This is a genomic window from Actinomycetota bacterium, from assembly GCA_040754375.1.
Lineage (GTDB): Bacteria > Actinomycetota > Acidimicrobiia > Acidimicrobiales > AC-14 > JBFMCT01.
Window position 1 is genome coordinate 24828 of the sequence record JBFMCT010000022.1, and the last position, 19808, is coordinate 44635.

General features: G+C 72.1%; 18 protein-coding genes. 10 read left to right on the plus strand and 8 right to left on the minus strand.

All coding sequences use genetic code 11. The features are described from left to right. Positions 1–16 precede the first annotated feature (16 nt). Positions 17–685, minus strand: a complete 669-nt coding sequence (locus AB1673_10635; GenBank protein ID MEW6154428.1) for a hypothetical protein — start codon at positions 683–685, stop codon at positions 17–19. Positions 686–885: 200 nt separating this feature from the next. Between AB1673_10635 and AB1673_10640 the strand changes: the two genes are divergently transcribed. The 6 genes from AB1673_10640 (at position 886) to AB1673_10665 (ending at position 9173) form a co-directional block, all read left to right on the plus strand. Beyond that, on the plus strand, positions 886–2820 hold the full coding sequence (locus tag AB1673_10640) for an alpha-1,4-glucan--maltose-1-phosphate maltosyltransferase (protein MEW6154429.1): 1935 nt from the start codon (positions 886–888) through the stop codon (positions 2818–2820). A gap of 5 nt (positions 2821–2825) precedes the next feature. Beyond that, positions 2826–4508: a maltose alpha-D-glucosyltransferase gene (gene treS / locus AB1673_10645; protein MEW6154430.1), complete on the plus strand. Its 1683-nt coding sequence runs from the start codon at positions 2826–2828 to the stop codon at positions 4506–4508. Further along, positions 4505–5878: an aminoglycoside phosphotransferase gene (locus tag AB1673_10650; protein ID MEW6154431.1), complete on the plus strand. Its 1374-nt coding sequence runs from the start codon at positions 4505–4507 to the stop codon at positions 5876–5878. The genes treS and AB1673_10650 overlap by 4 nt, the downstream gene beginning before the upstream one ends. After that, the gene (glgB, locus tag AB1673_10655) at positions 5878–8139 is read left to right on the plus strand and encodes a 1,4-alpha-glucan branching protein GlgB (protein ID MEW6154432.1); all 2262 of its coding nucleotides are present in this window, start codon (positions 5878–5880) and stop codon (positions 8137–8139) included. Before AB1673_10650 ends, glgB begins: the two co-directional genes overlap by 1 nt. 148 nt (positions 8140–8287) lie before the next feature. Further along, on the plus strand, positions 8288–8833 hold the full coding sequence (locus AB1673_10660) for a hypothetical protein (GenBank protein ID MEW6154433.1): 546 nt from the start codon (positions 8288–8290) through the stop codon (positions 8831–8833). Positions 8834–8927: 94 nt separating this feature from the next. After that, positions 8928–9173, plus strand: coding sequence for a hypothetical protein (locus AB1673_10665; protein ID MEW6154434.1), 246 nt, complete (start codon positions 8928–8930; stop codon positions 9171–9173). 8 nt (positions 9174–9181) lie between these two features. Here the strand turns inward: AB1673_10665 and AB1673_10670 are convergent, their stop codons facing one another. From AB1673_10670 to AB1673_10685, 4 genes are all read right to left on the minus strand, one after another. After that, positions 9182–9670 carry an SRPBCC family protein gene (locus tag AB1673_10670; GenBank protein MEW6154435.1) on the minus strand — a complete coding sequence of 163 codons (489 nt, stop codon included), beginning with the start codon at positions 9668–9670 and terminating at the stop codon, positions 9182–9184. Then, a complete protein-coding gene (locus AB1673_10675; protein MEW6154436.1) occupies positions 9667–10401 on the minus strand; it encodes a class I SAM-dependent methyltransferase in 735 nt (244 codons plus the stop codon). Before AB1673_10675 ends, AB1673_10670 begins: the two co-directional genes overlap by 4 nt. Positions 10402–10419: 18 nt before the next feature. Further along, on the minus strand, positions 10420–11139 hold the full coding sequence (locus AB1673_10680; protein ID MEW6154437.1) for a hypothetical protein: 720 nt from the start codon (positions 11137–11139) through the stop codon (positions 10420–10422). Positions 11140–11224: 85 nt separating this feature from the next. Continuing rightward, positions 11225–12688 carry an aminotransferase class V-fold PLP-dependent enzyme gene (locus AB1673_10685; GenBank protein MEW6154438.1) on the minus strand — a complete coding sequence of 488 codons (1464 nt, stop codon included), beginning with the start codon at positions 12686–12688 and terminating at the stop codon, positions 11225–11227. Positions 12689–12805: 117 nt separating this feature from the next. Between AB1673_10685 and AB1673_10690 the strand changes: the two genes are divergently transcribed. Continuing rightward, the gene (locus tag AB1673_10690) at positions 12806–13939 is read left to right on the plus strand and encodes a cysteine desulfurase family protein (protein ID MEW6154439.1); all 1134 of its coding nucleotides are present in this window, start codon (positions 12806–12808) and stop codon (positions 13937–13939) included. Between the two features lie 7 nt (positions 13940–13946). Continuing rightward, entirely contained in the window at positions 13947–14996 is a 1050-nt protein-coding gene (mnmA, locus tag AB1673_10695) for a tRNA 2-thiouridine(34) synthase MnmA (GenBank protein ID MEW6154440.1), read from the plus strand. A 55-nt stretch (positions 14997–15051) separates the two neighbouring features. Here the strand turns inward: mnmA and AB1673_10700 are convergent, their stop codons facing one another. Next, positions 15052–15966: a hypothetical protein gene (locus AB1673_10700; protein ID MEW6154441.1), complete on the minus strand. Its 915-nt coding sequence runs from the start codon at positions 15964–15966 to the stop codon at positions 15052–15054. Between the two features lie 204 nt (positions 15967–16170). On the opposite strand from AB1673_10700, the gene ligA reads away from it, so the two are divergent. Both ligA and AB1673_10710 read left to right on the plus strand, forming a co-directional pair. Beyond that, positions 16171–18231, plus strand: a complete 2061-nt coding sequence (ligA, locus tag AB1673_10705; protein MEW6154442.1) for an NAD-dependent DNA ligase LigA — start codon at positions 16171–16173, stop codon at positions 18229–18231. Next, entirely contained in the window at positions 18228–18923 is a 696-nt protein-coding gene (locus tag AB1673_10710; protein MEW6154443.1) for an MOSC domain-containing protein, read from the plus strand. Before ligA ends, AB1673_10710 begins: the two co-directional genes overlap by 4 nt. Here the strand turns inward: AB1673_10710 and AB1673_10715 are convergent. Next, complete coding sequence (locus AB1673_10715; protein MEW6154444.1) at positions 18910–19317, minus strand: HIT family protein; 408 nt, start codon at positions 19315–19317, stop codon at positions 18910–18912. The two genes, AB1673_10710 and AB1673_10715, sit on opposite strands and share 14 nt — an antisense overlap. Before the next feature lie 72 nt (positions 19318–19389). Beyond that, a complete protein-coding gene (locus AB1673_10720) occupies positions 19390–19797 on the minus strand; it encodes a hypothetical protein (GenBank protein ID MEW6154445.1) in 408 nt (135 codons plus the stop codon). Positions 19798–19808 lie beyond the last annotated feature (11 nt).

Here is a 19808-nt window from a genome sequence, read left to right on the forward strand (position 1 = left end):
GATGGTTAAGGCCGGGTCAGCGCAGCCGCAGGGTGTCGGCGATCGTCTGGGCCAGCTCGGCCGAGCCGTTGATGACAGTGATGACCACCGAGTTGCCCTTGTGCAGCACGTAGTACTGCACCTCGTCGGCGATCTCCACCGTGTCCCCCCGGGCCGGGAGGGGATAGTTGAAGGTCAGCTTGAGAGCGGGCCCGGCCCCCGTCGTCCCCGGTTCCTGGCGGACGTTGGTTGCCCCGCCCTCCTCGAGCAGGGGTACGGCCAGCCGGGCGATCTCCTCCAGGTCCTTCTCCTGGGCCTTGTCGATGGTGAGGTTGACCCGAGACCGGCCGTCGGCGCTGACGGCCATGAGCTTGCCGCCGTACTGGAGGACCTGGCGGGCCTGGTTGATGGCCGGGAGCAGGTCGGTGTTGACGGCCAGCAGCTTGCGGGACTCCTCGTTGAAGACATCGAGGTTGCGGGGGAGCGGGATCTGGAGCCACTCGGCGGGCACGCCCATGGCGAACCCGGCATCGGCATCGCGGACGGCCACGAAGCCGGCGGGCACGACGGTGTCGGGGGCCGACTTGTCGCGGCAGCCGGTGAGGACGAGCGCCGCGACTGCGAGCGCTAGGGCGACGCGGAGGGTGGCCGAGGGGTTGGTGCCGGGCAGCGACGAAGGGTTCGGCGCTTCAGGGCGGGCGGACATCGCGCGGAGCCTCCTAGTCAAAGATGGCCGTAACACTGGCACAGGCCGGCCGGTTGTGCCCGGTCGGGCCCCCGACGGTTGGGGAGGCGAGCGGCGCGGGTAGGGTGTTCTGTCGTGTCCGGCTGCCTCCGACGGCGAACCGGTGTACGAAGCGCCCCGGTCCTGGCGCGTTTGGTACACGAGTTGGGTGGTGCGTACCGATGATCGGGCGCATCGTGATCGACGACTTCAGGCCCCGCACGCCCGAGGCCGCCCATCCGGCCAAGGCTGTGATCGGCGAGGCCGTGCGGGTCTCGGCCGACATCTTTCGCGACGGCCATGACCGCCTAGCCGGCCGTTGCCGGTGGAGGCCGGCCGGCGACCCCAAGTGGCGAGACGTGGCAATGGAGGAATCGGTCAACGATCGCTGGGAGGCGGTGATCGAACCGTCCCAGCTCGGCGCCCACGAGATGGTGGTCGAGGCGTGGACCGACCGGGTCGCCACTTGGCAGCACGACGTCGAGGTCAAGCACGAGGCCGGCCAAGCTGTCGAGCTCGAGCTCGAGGAGGGCCGGCTGCTGCTCCTCGAGCGGGCCGGCCACCTGCCCGAGCCCGACCGGGCCGCCTTCGAGGAGGCGGCCGCCGCCGTGGGCGACGAGGCACGGTCCCTCGACGAGCGGCTGGTCGCGGCCCTCGACCCCGCCCTGACCGCGGCCCTGTCCCTCGTCCCCGACCCCCTCGACTTCACGGCCAGCCGTGTGTACGGCCTGTGGGTGGACCGGGAGCGCGCCCTGTTCGGCGCGTGGTACGAGATGTTCCCCCGTTCCGAGGGCGGCCTGCGGGCGGCCGCCGACCAGCGCCTCCCGGCCATCGCCGAGATGGGCTTCGACGTCGTCTACCTGCCACCCGTCCACCCCATCGGGCGCAGCTTCCGCAAGGGCCCCAACAACACCCTGGAGGCCGGCCCCGACGACCCCGGCAGCCCTTGGGCCATCGGCGGCCCCGAGGGGGGCCACACCGCCCTGCACCCCGACCTGGGGACCTTCGAGGACTTCGACGCCTTCGTGGCCGCCGCTCGCGACCTGGGTATGGAGGTGGCCCTCGACTACGCCCTTCAGTGCTCGCCCGACCACCCGTGGGTGGCCGCGCACCCCGAGTGGTTCCACCGCCGGCCCGACGGCTCCGTGCGCTACGCCGAGAACCCGCCCAAGAAGTACCAGGACATCTACCCGATCAACTTCTGGCCGGCTGCCGAGGCCGACCGGGCCGCCCTGTGGCAGGCGTGCAAGGAGGTCGTCGAGTTCTGGGTGGGCCACGGGGTCAGGATCTTCCGGGTCGACAACCCCCACACCAAACCGCTCGCCTTCTGGGAGTGGATGATCCCCGCCCTCCAGGCCGACCACCCCGACCTGGTGTTCCTGGCCGAGGCGTTCACCCGGCCCAAGATGATGGCCAAGCTGGCCGAGGTGGGCTTCAGCCAGAGCTACACCTACTTCACGTGGCGCACCGACAAGTGGGAGCTCCAGGAGTACCTGGAGGAGATCTGCACCGGCCCCAAGGCGGACTACATGCGGCCCAACTTCTGGCCCAACACCCCCGACATCCTCTCGGGGCCGCTGCGCAACGGGCCACCGTCGGCCTTCGCCCTGCGCCTCGTGCTGGCGGCCACGATGGTCCCGTCCTACGGGATCTACGGCGGCTACGAGCTCTACGAGAACGAGCCCGCGTCGGAGGCGAACGAGGAGTACCTCAACTCCGAGAAGTACCAGCTCCGCTCCCGCGACTGGGGCCAGCCAGGCTCGCTCGCCCCCCTGGTGGGCCGGCTCAACGACATCCGCCGTCGCCACCCGGCGTTCGCCCAGCTACGCACCATCTGGTTCCACCACTCGTCCAACGACCAGGTGCTGGCCTACTCCAAGCGCACCTCCGACCGCAGCGACGTCGTGCTGGTGGTGGTGAACCTCGACCCTTACAACCCGCAGTCCGACACGCTGTGGCTCGACTTGGACGAGCTGGGCATGCCGGCCGACAAGCCGTTCTTCGCCTACGACGAGCTGACAGGCGCGACCTACACGTGGCAGGGCCGCTCGCCCTACGTGTTCCTGCACCCGACCCGCCAGCCGGCCCATGTCCTGCACCTGCGCTCCGCCCCGTGAGCACGATGGAGGTGCCGACCGGAGGTACCACCGGCCACCCGATCCTCGACCAGTCGCCCGAGGCCCACTGGTACAAGAAGGCCGTCTTCTACGAGGTACTGGTACGGGGGTTCTACGACGCCAACAACGACGGCACCGGCGACCTGCGGGGCATCACCGAGAAGCTCGACTACCTGAGCTGGCTGGGCATCGACTGCATCTGGCTGCTGCCCTTCTACCGCTCGCCGCTGCGCGACGGCGGCTACGACATCAGCGACTTCTACTCGGTGCTGCCCGAGTACGGCGACTTGGCCGACGCCGTGGAGCTGGTCGAGCAGGCCCACCGCCGGGGCATCCGGGTCATCTCCGACCTCGTGATGAACCACACCAGCGACCAGCACCCCTGGTTCTTGGAGTCCCGCCAGGACCGCACCAACCCCAAGGCCGACTGGTACGTGTGGGACGACGACGACCAGCGCTACTCCGACGCCCGGATCATCTTCGTGGACACCGAGAGGTCGAACTGGGCCTGGGACCCCCAGCGCCAGCAGTACTACTGGCACCGGTTCTTCAGCCACCAGCCCGACCTCAACTACGACAACCCCGACGTGCGCCAGGCCATGCTCGACGTGGTGCGGTTCTGGCTCGACATCGGGCTCGACGGCTTCCGCCTCGACGCCGTCCCCTACCTGATCGAGCGCGACGGCACCAATGGCGAGAACCTGCCCGAGACCCACGATTACCTCAAGCGCCTGCGCAAGGAGGTCGACGCCACCCACCCCGGCAAGGTGCTACTGGCCGAAGCCAACCAGTGGCCGGCGGACGTCGTCGACTACTTCGGCGACGACGACGAGTGCCACATGGCGTTCCACTTCCCGCTCATGCCCCGCATGTACATGGCGGTGCGGCGGGAGCAGCGCTACCCGATCACCGAGATCCTGGCCCGCACGCCCGAGATCCCCCCCGGGTGCCAGTGGGGCATCTTCCTGCGCAACCACGACGAGCTGACCCTGGAGATGGTCACCGACGAGGAGCGCGACTACATGTACGCCGAGTACGCCAAGGACCCGCTGATGAAGCGCAACATAGGCATCAGCCGGCGCTTGGCCCCCCTCGTAGACGGCAACCGCAACCTGGCCGAACTGCTCCACGGGCTGCTGTTCAGCCTGCCCGGCAGCCCGATCCTCTACTACGGGGACGAGATCGGCATGGGCGACAACATCTACCTTCACGACCGCGACGGCGTGCGTACGCCGATGCAATGGACTCCCGACCGCAATGCCGGGTTCAGCAAGGCCGACTTCGCCCGGCTCTACCTGCCGCCCCTCATGGACCCGGTCTACGGGTTCCAGGCCGTCAACGTGGAGGCCCAGATGCGAAACCCCAGTTCGTTCCTGCAATGGATACAACGGGCCATGCAGGTGCGAAAACGCCACAACGACACCTTCGGGTTGGGCAGCTTCGAGATGCTCGAAGCCGAGAACCCGTCGATCCTTGCATTCATTCGCCAGCACGGGGAAGAAACCATCCTGTGCGTCAACAACCTGAGCCGCTTCGCGCAGCCGGTCGAGCTGTTCCTGAGCCGGTTCGAGGGCCGGACGCCGGTGGAGCTGGTGGGCCGGGTCCCCTTTCCCCGGATCGGGGAGCTGCCTTACCTGCTCACCCTGGGCGGCCACGACTTCTACTGGTTCCAGTTGGTGGACCAGTGAGCGCCGACCGGGCCGAGCTCGGCGGCCTGGAACAGGCACTACGGGGGTTCCTGCCCCGCCAGCGGTGGTACGCCGGGTCGTCGCAGCCGTCGGCCGTGGCGGTGGTGCACACCGAGGTCCTCGACCATGGGCCCCCCACGCTGGTCGACACGCTGGTGGCGGCGGACGGGGCCGTCTACCAGGTCCCGGTGGGGCTGCGGTCGCCGGGCGAGCAGCCCGACTTCCTGCGGGGCCGCGACGAGGCCGTCATCGGCGACGTGGGCACCCGGGACGGGGCCCGGCTGGCCTACGACGCCGTGCTCGACTCCGAACTGGGCCTGGCCCTGCTGGCCGTGGTCGACCCCGGGGGCGAGGGGGCGGACCGGGTGAGGCCCGTCGGGGCCGAGCAGTCCAACAGCTCGCTGATCTACGACGAGCGGGTGATCCTCAAGCTCTTCCGGCGCCTGCACCCCGGGCCGAACCTCGACATCGAGATGACCGAGGCCCTGGCCACCGCCGGCTTCGAGCACGTGGCCGCCCCCCAGGCCACCCTTACCCGTACGGCCGCCGGGGACCGCTACGACCTGGCCGTGCTCCAGCCGTTCCTGGGTGGGGGCGTCGACGGCTGGGCGCTGGCCCTGACCTCGCTGAGGGACCTGTTCGGGGTAGGCGACACCCAGCCCGTGCCCATCATCACCGACGACATGGCACCGCCCTTCGCCCCCGTCGACCCGGCCGAGGCGGGCGGGGACTTCGCGGCCGAGGCCCGCCGCCTGGGCACCATAACGGCCGACATGCACGTGGCGCTGGCCGAGGCCTTCGGGCCCGAGCAGGGCGACGGCCGGGCGTGGGCCGAGGCCATCGCCGCCCAGGTCGACGCCGTCGATCACCCCGAGTTCGACCGGGCGGCGGCCATGCGGGTGCTGATCTCGCTCAGCCACGTGGGCGACGTGGGGCCGGCTCTGCGGGTCCACGGCGACTACCACCTCAGCCAGGTCTTGCGCACCGACGCCGGGTGGTTCGTGCTCGACTTCGAGGGCGAGCCCGACCGCCCGCCCCAGGAGCGCCGCCGCCGCTGGTCGCCCCTGCGGGACGTGGCCGGCATGCTGCGGTCGCTCCACTACGCCTCCTCGGTGGCCACCCTCGACCGCGAGGACGACCAGACCGAGCTGGCGGCCGCCTGGGAGGCCCGCAATCGCAAGGCCTTCCTCGACGGCTACGTGAGGTCGGCGGCCGGTGGTGGCCTGCTCCCCGACCCGGCGGCCACCGAGACGGTGCTGGCCGCCTTTGAGCTGGAGAAGGCCGTCTACGAGCTGGCCTACGAGGAAGGCCACCGGCCCGAGTGGTCACCCATCCCGCTGGCCGCCCTGGCCCGCCTGGGGGCCGGCTGATGGCCCCGCCCGCGGGCCACCAGAGCAGGGCCGCCCGCGACTCGGCGGCCGGGCCCGGGCCGGCGACCGGAGGTACCGCCGCCGGGGGGGCCGTGGCCTCTCCGGACCGGGCCGAGCTCGACCGGTTGCTGGCCGGGCTGCACACCGACCCCCACCGGCTGCTGGGGCCCCACGGTGGGACTGTCCGGGTGTGGCGGCCCGACGCCGTGGCCGCCGAGCTGGTCCTGGCCGACGGGGGCCGGGTGGCCATGGACCTGGTGGACGAGGCCGGCCTCTTCGAGGCCCCGGTGGCCCCGGGGACGGTCGACTACCAGGTCGAGGCCCGCTACCCCGACGGGGCCCGGTGGCTCGACGACGACTGCTACCGGTTCTGGCCGACGCTGGGCGACCTCGACCTCCACCTCTTCGGCGAGGGCCGCCACGAGCACCTGTGGTCGGTCATAGGCGCCCACGTGCGCCGCCACCAGGGGGTCGACGGCACGTCGTTCGCCGTCTGGGCACCGGGGGCGCGCAGCGTGCGGGTAGTGGGCGACTGGAACCGGTGGGACGGCCGCCTCCAGCCCATGCGGTCCATGGGTTCCTCGGGCGTGTGGGAGCTCTTCGTCCCCGGGGTAGGGCGGGGCGCCCGCTACAAGTACGAGGTCGTGGGGGCCGACGGCTCGCTGGGGCTGCGGGCCGACCCGTTCGCCTTCGCCACCGAAGAGCCCCCGGCCACGGCCTCGGTCGTGTGGACGCCCGAGTACGCCTGGGGCGACGACGGCTGGCTGGCCGAGCGGGAGGCCACGGCCGCGATCGACAAGCGCCTGTCGGTCTACGAGGTCCACCTGGCCTCGTGGCGACGGGTGCCCGAGGACGGCGACCGGCCCCTGACCTACCGCGAGCTGGCCCAGCAGCTTCCCGGCTACGTGGCCGACATGGGGTTCACCCACGTCGAGCTCATGCCCGTGGCCGAGCACCCGTTCTCGGGTTCGTGGGGCTACCAGGTCACGTCGTATTACGCGCCGACGTCACGGTTCGGCACGCCCGACGACTTCCGGGCGCTGGTCGACGCCTTCCACGCCCGGGGCATCGGGGTGATCGTCGACTGGGTGCCGGCCCACTTCCCCAAGGACCGGTTCGCCCTGGCCCGCTTCGACGGGACCGCCCTCTACGAGCACGAGGACCCCCGCCAGGGCGAGCAGAAGGACTGGGGGACCCTGGTGTTCAACTTCGGGCGCCACGAGGTGCGCAACTTCCTGCTGGCCAACGCCCTCTACTGGGTCGAGGAGTACCACATCGACGGCCTGCGGGTCGACGCCGTGGCGTCCATGCTCTACCTCGACTACTCCCGGGAGGCCGGTGAGTGGGTGCCCAACCGCTTCGGCGGGCGGGAGAACCTGGAGGCCGTCGACTTCCTGCGGGAGGTCAACGAGGTGCTCTACGGGCGCTACCCGGGCGTGCTCACGGCCGCCGAGGAGTCGACGGCGTGGCCGGCCGTGTCCCGCCCGACCTACCTCGGCGGGCTGGGCTTCGGTTTCAAGTGGAACATGGGCTGGATGCACGACACCCTCGACTACTTCTCCAAGCAGCCCGTCCACCGGCGCTACCACCACGACCGGCTCACGTTCGGGCTTCTCTACGCGTTCACCGAGAACTTCGTGCTGCCCCTGTCCCACGACGAGGTCGTCCACGGCAAGGGCTCACTGCTGGGCAAGATGCCCGGCGAGCGGGGCGAGAAGTTCGCCAACCTGCGGGCCCTGCTGGCCTGGATGTGGGCCCACCCCGGCCGCCAGCTCCTCTTCATGGGGGGGGAGCTGGCCCAGAGCGCGGAGTGGGACCACGACCGCAGCCTCGACTGGCACCTGCTCGACTACCCCGAGCACGCCGGGGTGCAGGCCCTGGTGCGGCGCCTCAACGAGCTCCAGCGCGACGAGCCCGCCCTGTGGCAAGTCGACTTCGACGGCGCCGGCTTCAGCTGGGTCGACGCCAGCGACGCCGACCAGAACGTGCTCTCGTTCGTCCGCCGTGACGCCGCCGGCGCAGGCGAGGTGGCCTGCATCGCCAACCTGTCGGGCACCCGCCAGGGCAGCTACCGGGTGGGCGTGCCCCGGGACGGCCGCTGGCGCGAGCTGCTCGACACCAGCCGGACGGAGTTCGGCGGCTGGTCCCACCGGCCGTCGGGCGGCGAGGTCTGGGCCGAGCCCATCCCCTGGCACGGCTTCGACCACTCCGTCGCCCTCGACCTCGAACCCCTAAGCGTCCTCTGGCTGGGGGCGGGCTGATCGGCTGTCGCCACGCGTGAAAGGGTATGACATCATCTAGCCCGTGCAGTGGCGGAGGCGGCACCGTACGGTTCGCGGCGTAGGCGGGATCCTCGTCGTAGCCTTGGTCGGCGCCACCCTCGCGGGCTGCGACCGACAGGGCGCCACGTTGGCCAACCCGTCCCCGACCGTGCGCACCGAGCCTCCTCAGTCCACGACCACCACCACCGACCCCTACGCAATCCCCGACCTGATCGACGAGGCCTACGTCTCGCGCATCCTCACTGGTCTCGACGCCGTGATGAGCGATGTCACCCGACTGGTGGTCGAGACCCGCTCCCTTCCCCGTGAAGCCGCGGACCGTCTCAAGGCTATATACGGGACTGAGCTACTGCTGAATAATCGCCTCGACTCCATCTCGCGCGGCTTGGCCCGTGGGCTTCCGGGGCACTTGCCAATTACTGGTCAGCAGCTGACCGTGTTGGAGGCCGTGCTCTCTGCAGCGCCAGACTGTATCTATGCTCGGATCAATCGTGATTATTCCCAGATGATTACCTCCACTGAGCTGAACGGAAAGCCACAATGGGTGGCCATTCGGCCTCTTGACCTGTTGCGGGACCCTCATCGGTATAACCGCGTCGGATGGGCGTATCACTACGAAGGCTACCAGCTTGGGTTCGAGCCACCACGAACAGATCCGTGTTCCGGAAGCTAAGTATTGTGGCAGCTGTAGCTGCGCTGATCGTGTGTAGCCCGCAAACCCCTCTTCCTACCCATGCCCTCGAGCCGGTGATTCGATTCGGATCTACGTGGACTGGGGCGACGGCGAGTCGTCGGGGCCTCATTCGGTTGAGGGAAGGCCGTGGCCCGACGGGGAGATCACCCACGACTACATCTGGTCGGGGACCTACGACATCGTGGTCACCCAGCGCTGGGTAGCCCGCTGGTCGTTTGGCCCGAACAGTGGGGTGCTGACTGACCGTAGGACCGAGGGGCGCATCGAAGGGTTCCCGGCTCGGGAGGTACAAGCCGTGGTGAGCCCCGTGCCGAGGTGAGCGCCGGCCTATCCGGGTGACCACGGGTGGGGTGCGGCCGGCGGTGGGGGAGGGTCGCCCGGGCCTTCGACCACCGCCTTGAGGTTGGCCAGGTTCTTGCGCCAGACCCGTCTGAAGATGGGGGCGGCGACGGCCGCGCCCACCGCCCCGCCCATCCTGGGCGGGAACATGAGCCGCTCCTCCCATGTGAACTGGGTGACGTCGCCCCGCTTGCGCTTGAGCGTGAACCGCCCCACCCCGGTGACGATGCCCTCGTGGCGGACGGCTATCGACTCGCCGTCCTTCCACTCGGTCACGACCATCTTGTCGGTGACCCGCAGCGGCCCCAGTTTGGTCACGCAGTCGAAGGTCGTGCCCACGCCCTCGCGCACGGCCGAGGTGAACGTGATGGCTTCGGCGTCGGCCATCCAGTTGACGTGGGCCGCGATGTCGCGCAGTTCCTCCCACACGTGGGCCGGGGGACGGTCGATGACGACCGAGACCTTGACGGTGGTCACGGGCGGCCGTAGACCGAGACATGGACCGCGCTGGCGGCCGTGAACGGCTGGCGGTGCCAGCCGCCCCACCGCTCGACCAGGCGCAGGCCGGCCAGCCGGGCCATGAGGTCGAGCTCGGCCACCGACGCGTAGCGGATCGACCACGGCGACACCGAGACGGCCCCGTCGGGGGCGAAGGACACGTCGGCCCCGGTGACCTGCTGGGTGGCCGGGTCGTGGCGGGTGGCCTGCAGGACGGTCCGGTCCGCCCCGGCGGCCACGGCTGTCACCGTCTGGTCCAGCCGGGTCAGGTCGGGGGCCACGGCCTCGACCACGAACACCCCCCCGGGGCCCAGGCGCTCGGCCACCCCGGCGAAGCAGGCGACCTGGGCCTGCTGGTCGGCCAGTTCGAACAGGGTATTGAAGGCCACGAAGACCAGGTCGAACTGGCCGTGGACGAGCTTGGCCACGTCGCCGAAGTCCCCGATCACCAGCCCCAGCCGGTCACCACCGGGTTTGGCCAGCAGGCGGGCGACCATGGCCTCGGAGCTGTCGATGCCGGTGACCTCGAACCCCCGCTCGGCCAGGGGCAGGGCCAGGCGGCCCGTCCCCACGCCTAGTTCGAGCACCCGCCGGCCTGCGCCGGGCACCAGGGCGGCCAGCGCCGAGGCTACGGCCGGGGCCTCGGCGAACCGTTCGGCATGGGCCCGGTCATAGGCGGCGGCACGGCCCTCGTCGTAGTCGTAGGCCATCGCCCCCGAGGCTAGGCGCTACTCGCGGGAGTAGAGGATGGCAGCCGAGGGGGAGCGCAGGTCGGCGGTGGCCGCCGTGGCGTAGGCGAAGTTCATGGCCGTGCGCCGGCCGGGGCCGGTGAGAGGGGTGACCCGGTGGGCGGTGGTGTCGCTGCGCAGGACGTAGGCGTCGCCCACGTAGTGCTCGGCCCAGCGCGTCCCCTCGGACCCGAGGTCGGACAGGCGGGCGGCGTTGGGCAGGTACTCCAGCAGGCCGCCGCGGCCCGGCGGGGGGGTCTCCAGGAACAGGATGATGGCCACCGCGTGGTCGTCGAAGTGGGCTCCGTGGGTGTCGCCCGACTCGTGGAGGAAGTTGAGCACGTGGCGCTCGACGGGGTCGGCCACCGGGAACAGGGGCTCGCCCAGCACGGCCGACAGGAAGCCGAACATGTGCTCGCTCCCGTACAGACCGGCGATCATGGCCGACTCCTCGGCCAGGACCTCGCCCCCGATGGTGCTCATGCGCCTTGGCGAACCTTCCATCTCGGCCATGGCGAACTCCCGGCGGACCGACAGCTTGCGCAGCCGGTCGACTTCCTCCACCAGCATCTTCACGCCGGCCGGGCTCAGGAAACCGTCGAGGCGCACATAGCCGTCGGCCGTGAACCGGTCGTGGAACCGGCTGCCGGCCTCACCCAGGGGGTAGCGGTCGGTGTCGACCAGCTCGTCGATGCGCGGGACAGTTCCAAGGTCGGACATTCGGGCCTCCGGTTACGCCAGGTGCGCAAAGCATGGCGGTCGGCGGGCCGCGACGGAAGCGAACGAACTACTACCGAACCCGCAATTACTCGCAGACCACCCGGATCGTCTCCAGCCTGGGGTCCTGGGGGCCGACGATCCGGCACCCGGCGGCCACCTGGGTGGCCAGGTAGTCGACCAGGGCCTCGGTGAGCTGCTCGCCGGGGACGACCACGGGGATGCCCGGCGGGTAGGTGGCGGCCAGCTCGGCCGAGACCCGGCCCGCGGCCTGGAGCAGGGGGACCCGTTCCTGGCGGGCGTGGAAGGCCTCGGCCGGGCTCAGGACCTGCTCGGGGATGTGCCCGAGGGCGAAGTCGACGAAACCCCGAGGGTCGAGGCCGGCCGGGGGCAGGCGGTCGGCGATGGCGGTGATGGAGGTGACGAACCGTTCGAGGTCCTCCCAGCGGTGGCCGATGGTGATGTTGGCCAGCACGTTGGCGAAGTCCGACAGCTCCATGGTCACGTTCTCGGCGGCCAGCAGGCGCTCGACCTCGTAGCCCGTGTGGCCCGTGGCCGAGACGTTCACGCACAGCCGGGTGGGGTCGAACCCGGTCACCCCGTGCTGGCCGATGAGCCCCTTGTCGAGGCACGACAGCCGCTCGTGGGCGCCGATGGCCAGGCGGGCCTCGTTGGCCAGCTCGATGACCCGGCTCAGCAGGCGCTGGCCGTCGGTGGCCATCTGCATGCGGGCGATGTCGAGCGAGGCCCGCAGCATCGACGACGGGCTGGTGCTCAGCACCATCTTGCTGACCACGTCGAAGCGGTCGTGGTCGACGAGGTCGCCCCGCACGTGGAGGACCGACGCCTGCAGGAACGCCCCCAGCAGCTTGTGGACGCCGGTGACGGCCGCGTCGGCGCCCGCCGCCAGCGAGCCCGTGGGCAGGTCGGGATGGAAGGGGAAGTGGGGCCCCCAGGCCTCGTCGACCAGGAGGGGGGCCCCGTGGGCGTGGGCCACCTCGGCGATGCCGGCCACGTCGGAGCACGCCCCGTAGTAGGTGGGGGAGACGATCAGCACGGCCCGGGCCTCGGGGTGGCGGTCGAGGCCGGCGGCCACCGTGGCCGGGGTCACCCCGTGGGCGATGTGGCTCTCGGGGTCGAGCTCGGGGGCCAGGTAGACGGGCCGGGCCCCGGCGAACACCAGGGCGGCGATGATCGACTTGTGGGTGTTGCGGGACGTGAGGATCACGTCGCCGGGGTGGCACACGGCGGTGACCATGATCTGGTTGCCGGCCGACGAACCGTTGACCAGGAACCACGAACGGTCGGCGCCGTAGGCGTCGGCGGCCAGGGCCTCGGCGTGTTCGAGGGCCGACCCGGCCATGCCGTCGAGGTTGCCCAGCCCGGGGCTGACGTCCAGGGCCAGGGCGGCGGCCCCGAAGGCCTCCACGAAGTCGGGGTGGGCGCCCCGGCCGTGGATGTGACCCGGCGTGTGGAAGGCGGCCCGGGGTACGGCGACGTAGCGCCGGAGGGCCTCGAAGTAGGGCGCCTGGGACTGGTCGAGCCGGCTCATCGCCCCCGGATCGTACCGGGGCCCCCGGCATCACCGGTCGTTCTTGCCTCTCGCCCCAGCGCGCGGTCGTGGCCTGTCGCGACAACGGCGCCCGGGGCCCTAGCCTGGACAGGCACCATGCCGGCCTATCTCGACCACGCCGCCACCACGCCGATGCGCCCCGAGGCCGTCGAGGCCATGCTGGCGTTGCTGACCGAGAACTACGGCAACCCCTCGGGCTCCCACGCCGTGTCCCGCCAGGCCAAGAAGGCCCTGGAGGAGGCCCGCGAGGTGGTGGCCGAGGCCCTGGGGGCTCGGCCCGGCGAGGTCGTGTTCACCGCCGGGGGGACCGAAGCGGACAACCTGGCCATCACCGGGGCGGTGGCCGCCCGGCCGGGACCGGTCCTGTGGAGCGCAGTGGAGCACCATGCCGTCCTGCATTCCGCCGAGAATGCCGCCAAGGCCCTGGGCGGCCAGGTCGTCCCCGTGGGCCCCGACGGGGTCGTCGACCTCGACGCCCTGCCCAGACTGGTGGGCCCGTCCACCTCGGTGGTGGCCGTCATGCTGGCCAACAACGAGGTAGGGACGGTCCAGCCCCTGGTCGAGGTGGCCGCCGTCGTGGCCGAGCAGGCACCCGGCGCGCTGGTCATGACCGACGCCGTCCAGGCCTTCCAGTGGCTCGACGTGGCCGCCCTGGCGGCGGCCGCCGACCTGGTGGCCGTGAGCGCCCACAAGTTCGGCGGGCCCAAGGGGGTGGGGGCCCTGGTCGTGCGGGGCCGGGCCCGGCTGGAGCCGCTCATCGTCGGTGGCGGGCAGGAGCGGGGCCTGCGGAGCGGCACCCACAACGTGGCCGGGATCGTGGCCATGGCCGCAGCCATGGCCGCGGTGGTGGCCGAGCGCGAGCGCACGGTGGCCCGGGTGGCGGCCCTGCGCGACCGGCTGGCCGACGGGCTCCTGGCCGCCGTGGAGGGGGCGCAGGAGACAGGTGACCGGTCCCGCAAGGTGGCCGGCAACTGCCACCTCACCTTCGAGGGGGTCGAGTCCGAGGCGTTGCTGATGCTGCTCGACGGGGCCGGGGTGTGCGCCTCGGCCGGTTCGGCGTGCACCAGCGGGGCGGTCGAGCCGTCCCATGTCCTGTCGGCCATGGGCGTGCCCCGGGAGCGGGGGCTGGGCGCCCTGCGCCTCTCGCTGGGCCCGGGTACCACCGAGGCCGAGATCGCCCTGGCCCTGGAGGCCGTCCCCGCGGCCGTGGCCCGCCTGCGGGAGGCCTGAGCCGGCCGTGGCCCGGGTGCTGGCCGCCATGTCGGGCGGGGTGGACTCGTCGGTGGCGGCCGCCCTGCTGGTGGAGGGCGGCCACGAGGTGGTCGGGGTCACCCTCAAGCTGTGGGACAACCCGGGCGACAGCGGGTGCTGCTCGGTCAACGAGATCGAGGACGCCCGCCGGGTGGCGCAGCAGTTGGGGATCGACCACTGGGTGTTCGGCTTCACCGACGAGTTCGAGGCCCGGGTCGTGGGCCCCTACACCCAGGCCCACGCCGCCGGCCTCACTCCTAACCCGTGCATCGAGTGCAACCGCCACCTCAAGTTCGGCAAGCTCTTGGCCCGGGCCCGTCAACTGGGCTTCGACGCGGTGGCCACCGGTCACCACGCCCGGCGGCGCACGGACCGGTCCGGCGACCACCACCTGCTGCGGGGGGCCGACGGGGCCAAGGACCAGTCCTACGTTCTCTACGTGCTGGGCCAGGAGGAACTGGCGCGGTGTCGCTTCCCCGTAGGTGAGCTGACCAAGGACGAGGTCCGCGCCCGTGCCCGGGCCTTGGGGCTGCGCACGGCCGACAAGCCCGACAGCCAGGACGTGTGCTTCGTCACGACCTCGGGTGGCCGGGCCTCGTTGCTGGCCGGCCGCATCCCCCTGACGCCGGGCCGGGTGGTCGACGCCGCCGGCCGCCAGGTGGGCCGGGTCGACGCCGTCGAACTGGTCACCGTCGGCCAGCGCCGGGGCTTGGGCACCGGCGGGGGAGAGCGGCGGTTCGCCCTGTCCGTCGACCCGGGGGCGGGGACGGTCACCGCCGGTGGCCTGGCCGACCTGATGGTCGACCGGGTGGCGGTGGCCGCCCCGGTGTGGGTCGCCGGCCGGCCGCCGGCCCCCGACCAGCCCCTGGAGGTGCAGTGCAGCGCCCACGGCCGTCCCGTGCCGGCCCGCACCGACGGGCCGACGGTCGTGTTCGACCAGCCCCAGCGGCGGGTCGCCCCCGGCCAGAGCGTCGTCTTCTACTCCGGCGACGAGGTCTTGGGCGGTGCTGTGGCCGTACGAGATAAGCGGATGTGAGTAAGAATGTACCGGAGAGGTTCAGTTTTACTCAATTGCAGCAGCGGGCACGGGGCTAGCGCACGGGGAGGCGGCGGGCGCGGGCGGCTTCCAGGAAAGCGCCGGGCCGGGTGGGGGTGACGAGCATATGGCGGACCTTGACGGCCTCGCCCAGGCGGCGGGCGGGGCGGACCAGGGCCAGCTCGACGTCCTCCTGCAGGTCGATCTGCAGGGCCAGGCCGGGGGCCTTCTGGGTGAGGTCGCGGGCGTCGGTGCCGGCCAGGGCCGGGCCGATGCGGGCCAGCAGGCGGCGGGGCAGCAGGATGGGGTCGACGATGGTCAGCGGGTCGTGGACCACCAGGCCGGCAGGCACCAGCACCAGCCACCGCCGGGACAGGTCGTGGGTGGCCCTCAACAGCACATAGGCCAGGGGCAGGCCCACAGCCGTGAGCACCGCCCCCAGCACCCACTGGCGGGCAGCCAGCAGCAGGGGGCCGGCGGCCACACCCGCGAGGGCCAGCGACCAGGCCAGCACCAGGGGCCCGGCCAGTAGGGCGCCGGGCGGGCGCAGGGGGAAGCGGCGCTCGTTGGGGTAGGCCGGCCCGTTGACGCACAGCGCCCCCATGGCCGGGGCGAAGGCCCAGCCCAAGGTGACCACAGACCAGCCCACGGCCAGCGCCGAGGGGTGGCCCCCGGCCGCGGCCGCCAGGGTCAGCACCGTCGCCGCCGGGGCCAGGGTGCGCAGGACGGTCAGCGAGACGGGCAGGGCCACGGCCGTGGCCACCATGGCCGCCGACCACCCCAGCCAGAGGCCGGACGAGGCCACGAGCTGCACCGGGCGGCTGGCCCCGGCCAGGGCGTCACCCAGCACGGGACCGGCCGTGAACGGCATGGCCACCCACAGCAGCCGTACCACCCACGGCACGACCAGGTCGGCCCGCACCGCCAACCGGCGGGCGGGCACGGGGGCGGCGGCGGCCTGTTCGCTCACCTCCCCAGCGTAGAAGTGAACGAGTTGGCTCGGGGGCTGCGCCCCCGCCGCACGGCTGCGCCGTGCTCCCCCATCCCCGCCGGGCTCGCTGGCGCTCGCGCCGTCGGGCAGGCGCTGGCCAAGCGCCTGGTTGGCTCGGGGGCTGCGCCCCCGCCGCACGGCTGCGCCGGCCGGCGCCGGGGCTCCCCGGTAACGTCGCCTACGGTGCCCGACCCCCCCGACCAGTCCAGCCACACCGACGACCCTGCGGCCGCCAGCCGGGTCGAGGAGTTGCGGGCGCTGATCGAGTACCACAACGACCGTTATTACCGGCTCGACGACCCCGAGGTGTCCGACACCGAGTACGACGAGCTGGTGCGGGAGCTGGCCGCCCTGGAGGCGGCCCACCCCGAGGTGGCGTCCCCGACCTCGCCGACCCAGCGGGTGGGGGAGGCGCCCACCGGGGCGTTCGCCCCCGTGCGCCACCGGCGCCCGATGATGTCGCTCGACAACGTGGTCGATTTCGCCGAGCTGTCGGCCTGGGGCAAGCGCATGGAGCGGTTCATCTCCGGCGAGGTCGACTACGTGTGCGAACTGAAGATCGACGGCATCGCCCTGTCCCTGCTCTACGAGGACGGGCGGTTCGTGCGCGCCGCGACCAGGGGCAACGGGGTGGTGGGCGACGACGTGACGGCCAACGTGCGCACCATCGCCGGTGTCCCCGAGCGGCTGGTGCCCCCGGCCGGGGGCCGCCGGCTCCCCGCCGTGATGGAGGTGCGGGGCGAGGTCTACCTGCCGGTGTCCGCCTTCGAGGAGCTCAACCGCCGCCAGATGGAGGCTGGGGGCCGGCTGTTCGCCAACCCCCGCAACGCGGCCGGGGGTTCGCTGCGCCAGAAGGACCCCCGGGTGACGGCTAGCCGTGACCTGCGCTTTTTCACCTACCAGTTGGGGCACGCCGACGGCGGGCCCGCCTTCCGGCGCCACTCCGAGACCCTGGAGTTCCTGGCCGCGGCCGGCCTGCCCGTGAACCCCGAGGTCCGCACGGTGGGTTCGCTGGAGGCGGTGGACGAGTTCTGCCACGGTTGGCTGGCCCGGCGCCACGACATCGACTACGAGATCGACGGTGTGGTCGTCAAGGTCGACGACCTGGCCCAGCGCGACGAGCTGGGGGCCACGTCGAAGTCGCCCCGGTGGGCCATCGCTTACAAGTTCCCGCCCGAGGAGGCCACCACCGTGTTGCGGGCCATCTCGGTCTCGATCGGGCCCAGCGGCAAGGCCACGCCCTTCGCCGAGCTCGACCCCGTGCGGGTGAGCGGGTCGACGGTGAGGGTGGCCAGCCTGCACAACCAGGACCAGGTCCGCCTCAAAGACGTGCGCCCCGGCGACACCGTGTTCGTCCGCAAGGCGGGCGACGTGATCCCCGAGGTGGTGGGGCCGGTGCTGTCCAAGAGGCCCGAGGGCCTCCCCGAGTGGACGTTCCCCAGCCACTGCCCGGCGTGCGGGGGACCGCTCGTGCGCCGCGAGGGCGAGGCCGCCACCTTCTGCATCAACGCCGAGTGCCCGGCCCAGCGGGCCCGGCGCATCGAGCACTTCGCCTCCCGGGGCGCCATGGACATCGAGGGCCTGGGCGAGCAGCGGGTACAGCAGCTCATCGACGCCGGCCTGCTGGGAGACCCGGCCGACGTCTACTCCCTCAGGGCCGAGGACCTGTCCGGGCTCGAAGGCTTCGCCGAGGTGTCGGTGCGCAACCTCCTGGGGGCCGTCGAGGCGTCAAGAGCGCGCCCGCTGGCCAACCTGCTGTTCGCCCTCCAGGTGCCCATGCTGGGCTCGACGGGGGCGGAGCGGCTGTCGGACGCCTTCGGGCACCTCGACGCCGTGCTGGCCGCGTCCGAGCAGGAGCTGGCCGCGGTGGACGGGATCGGGCCCAAGATCGCGGCCAGCCTGCGGGCCTTCTTCGACCTCGACCGCAACCGCCAGGTGGTCGAGAAGCTGCGGGCCGCGGGGGTGAACTTCACAGGCGGGCGGGCCGAGCCCACCGAGGCCCAGACGCTGGCCGGCAAGGTCGTGGTCGTCACCGGCACGCTGGCCGGGTGGTCGCGCGACGGGGCGGTGGAAGCCGTCAAGGCCCGGGGCGGGGCCTCGCCCGGCAGCGTGTCCAAGAAGACCGACTACGTGGTGGTGGGGGCGGAGCCGGGGGCGGCCAAGCTACGCAAGGCCGAGGAGCTGGGCGTGGCGGTGATCGACGAGGAGGCCTTCGCCCGCCTTCTGGAGACGGGCTCCCCGTGAGCCCCGGGGTGCCCCGCCCCGTTGCTCCGGGCCCGGCTGTCCCCGGCATCGTCGGGCTGGTGTCGGTCAACGTGGCCCGGCCCGCCTTCTTGGGCCTGCACCGAGGCCAGCCGGTCACCAGCGGCATCGCCAAGGAGCCGGTGGCGGCCGAGTGGCTCGAGCTCGACTGGGTGAACCTCGAAGGCGACGGCCAAGCCGACCTCGAGGTCCACGGCGGGGAGGACAAGGCCGTCTACGCCTACCCGTCCGAGCACCTGGCCCACTGGTCGGCCGACCTGGGCCAGGACCTGGGACCGGCCGCCTTCGGGGAGAACCTCACCACCGCAGGCTGGACCGAGGTCGACGTGGGCATAGGCGACCTGTGGGGCTGGGGGGACGCCGTGCTTGAGGTGTGCCAGCCCCGCTGGCCGTGTTACAAGCTGGGCATGCACCGGGGCGACCCGGGCCTGCCGGCCCGGTTCCGGGCCAGCGGCCGCACGGGCTGGTACCTGCGGGTACTGGCCCCCGGGCGGGTGCCGGTGGCCGGCCCTCTGGTGGCGGCCGAACGCCACCCCGAGGGCCTGACCGTGCTCGACGCCCACGAGGCCCGCCTGGCCGGCCCGTCCGATCCTCGCTTCGCCCGCCTGCTGGCCCTCGCCCCCCTGTCCGAGGAGTGGAAGCACAGCCTGCGCCGCTTGGTCACCGACCGGTGAGCGCGGCCCGGATGGCGGCCGCCGTGGCCTGGCGGTCGGCGTCGGACGGGTAACGCTGGCGGGGCCAGAAGAAGCCCCGCAGCCCGTCCTTGCGGCGCCTGGGCACCACGTGGACGTGGAGGTGGGGCACGCTCTGGCTGACCCGGTTGTTCATGGCCACGAACGTGCCGTCGGCCCCCAGCCCCGCCTCCACGGCCCGGGCCAGCCGCTGGGCCGTCGTGAACAGCGGCCCGACCAGTTCGCCTGGCAGGTCGGCCAGCGTCTCGTGATGGCCGCGGGGCACCAGCAGCACGTGGCCCCAGAACACCGGCCGGTGGTCGAGGAAGGCCACCGCCTCCGGTTCGTCGAGCACCACGTCGGCGACCTCGCTCCCGTCCACCACCCGGCAGAACAGGCAAGCTGCCCGAGGCCCGGTTACCGGGCCGTCACCCACCGGCCCGCCGATCTAGTGCCTCATCAGGAGGCACTAGTGGAGGCGGAAGCACCAGCGGTAGTTCTGGGACGTGGTGGAGGGTTGGCCGATCAACCAGTAGACGACGCCCGCGCAGTGGGAACCGGGCTGGAGCTGGCGGTAGTCGCTGTCGGGGCCGGGTACGAGGGTGATTGAGTTGAGGGCCAGCTCGAAGCGCAGGTCGTCGGCCGGGATCTCCACGCCGTTGAGGGTCAGGTAGCCGGTGTAGCCGGGGGCCAGGTCGGCCGAGATCGTCACCTGGCGGAGATCGAGGTTGCCGCCCTGGGGTGTGACCCCCTCTACGGCCACGGGCCGGCCCACGTTGTCGGTGCGGGTCGGGGCCGAGAAGGCGAACACGATGCCCCCGACGGCCAGGGAGGCGAGGGCCCCCATGATCAGCCGGCGGCGCATGTCGCGGTTCATGGCGCCGCCAT

Coding starts and splice junctions, on each gene's coding strand:
- AB1673_10635 (MEW6154428.1), bottom strand. CDS start 685: ATGTCCGCCCGCCCTGAAGCGCCGAACCCTTCGTCGCTGCCCGGCACC.
- treS (MEW6154430.1), top strand. CDS start 2,826: ATGGAGGTGCCGACCGGAGGTACCACCGGCCACCCGATCCTCGACCAG.
- AB1673_10720 (MEW6154445.1), bottom strand. CDS start 19,797: ATGAACCGCGACATGCGCCGCCGGCTGATCATGGGGGCCCTCGCCTCC.
- AB1673_10690 (MEW6154439.1), top strand. CDS start 12,806: ATGCCGGCCTATCTCGACCACGCCGCCACCACGCCGATGCGCCCCGAG.
- AB1673_10640 (MEW6154429.1), top strand. CDS start 886: ATGATCGGGCGCATCGTGATCGACGACTTCAGGCCCCGCACGCCCGAG.
- AB1673_10675 (MEW6154436.1), bottom strand. CDS start 10,401: ATGGCCTACGACTACGACGAGGGCCGTGCCGCCGCCTATGACCGGGCC.
- glgB (MEW6154432.1), top strand. CDS start 5,878: ATGGCCCCGCCCGCGGGCCACCAGAGCAGGGCCGCCCGCGACTCGGCG.
- AB1673_10680 (MEW6154437.1), bottom strand. CDS start 11,139: ATGTCCGACCTTGGAACTGTCCCGCGCATCGACGAGCTGGTCGACACC.
- AB1673_10685 (MEW6154438.1), bottom strand. CDS start 12,688: ATGAGCCGGCTCGACCAGTCCCAGGCGCCCTACTTCGAGGCCCTCCGG.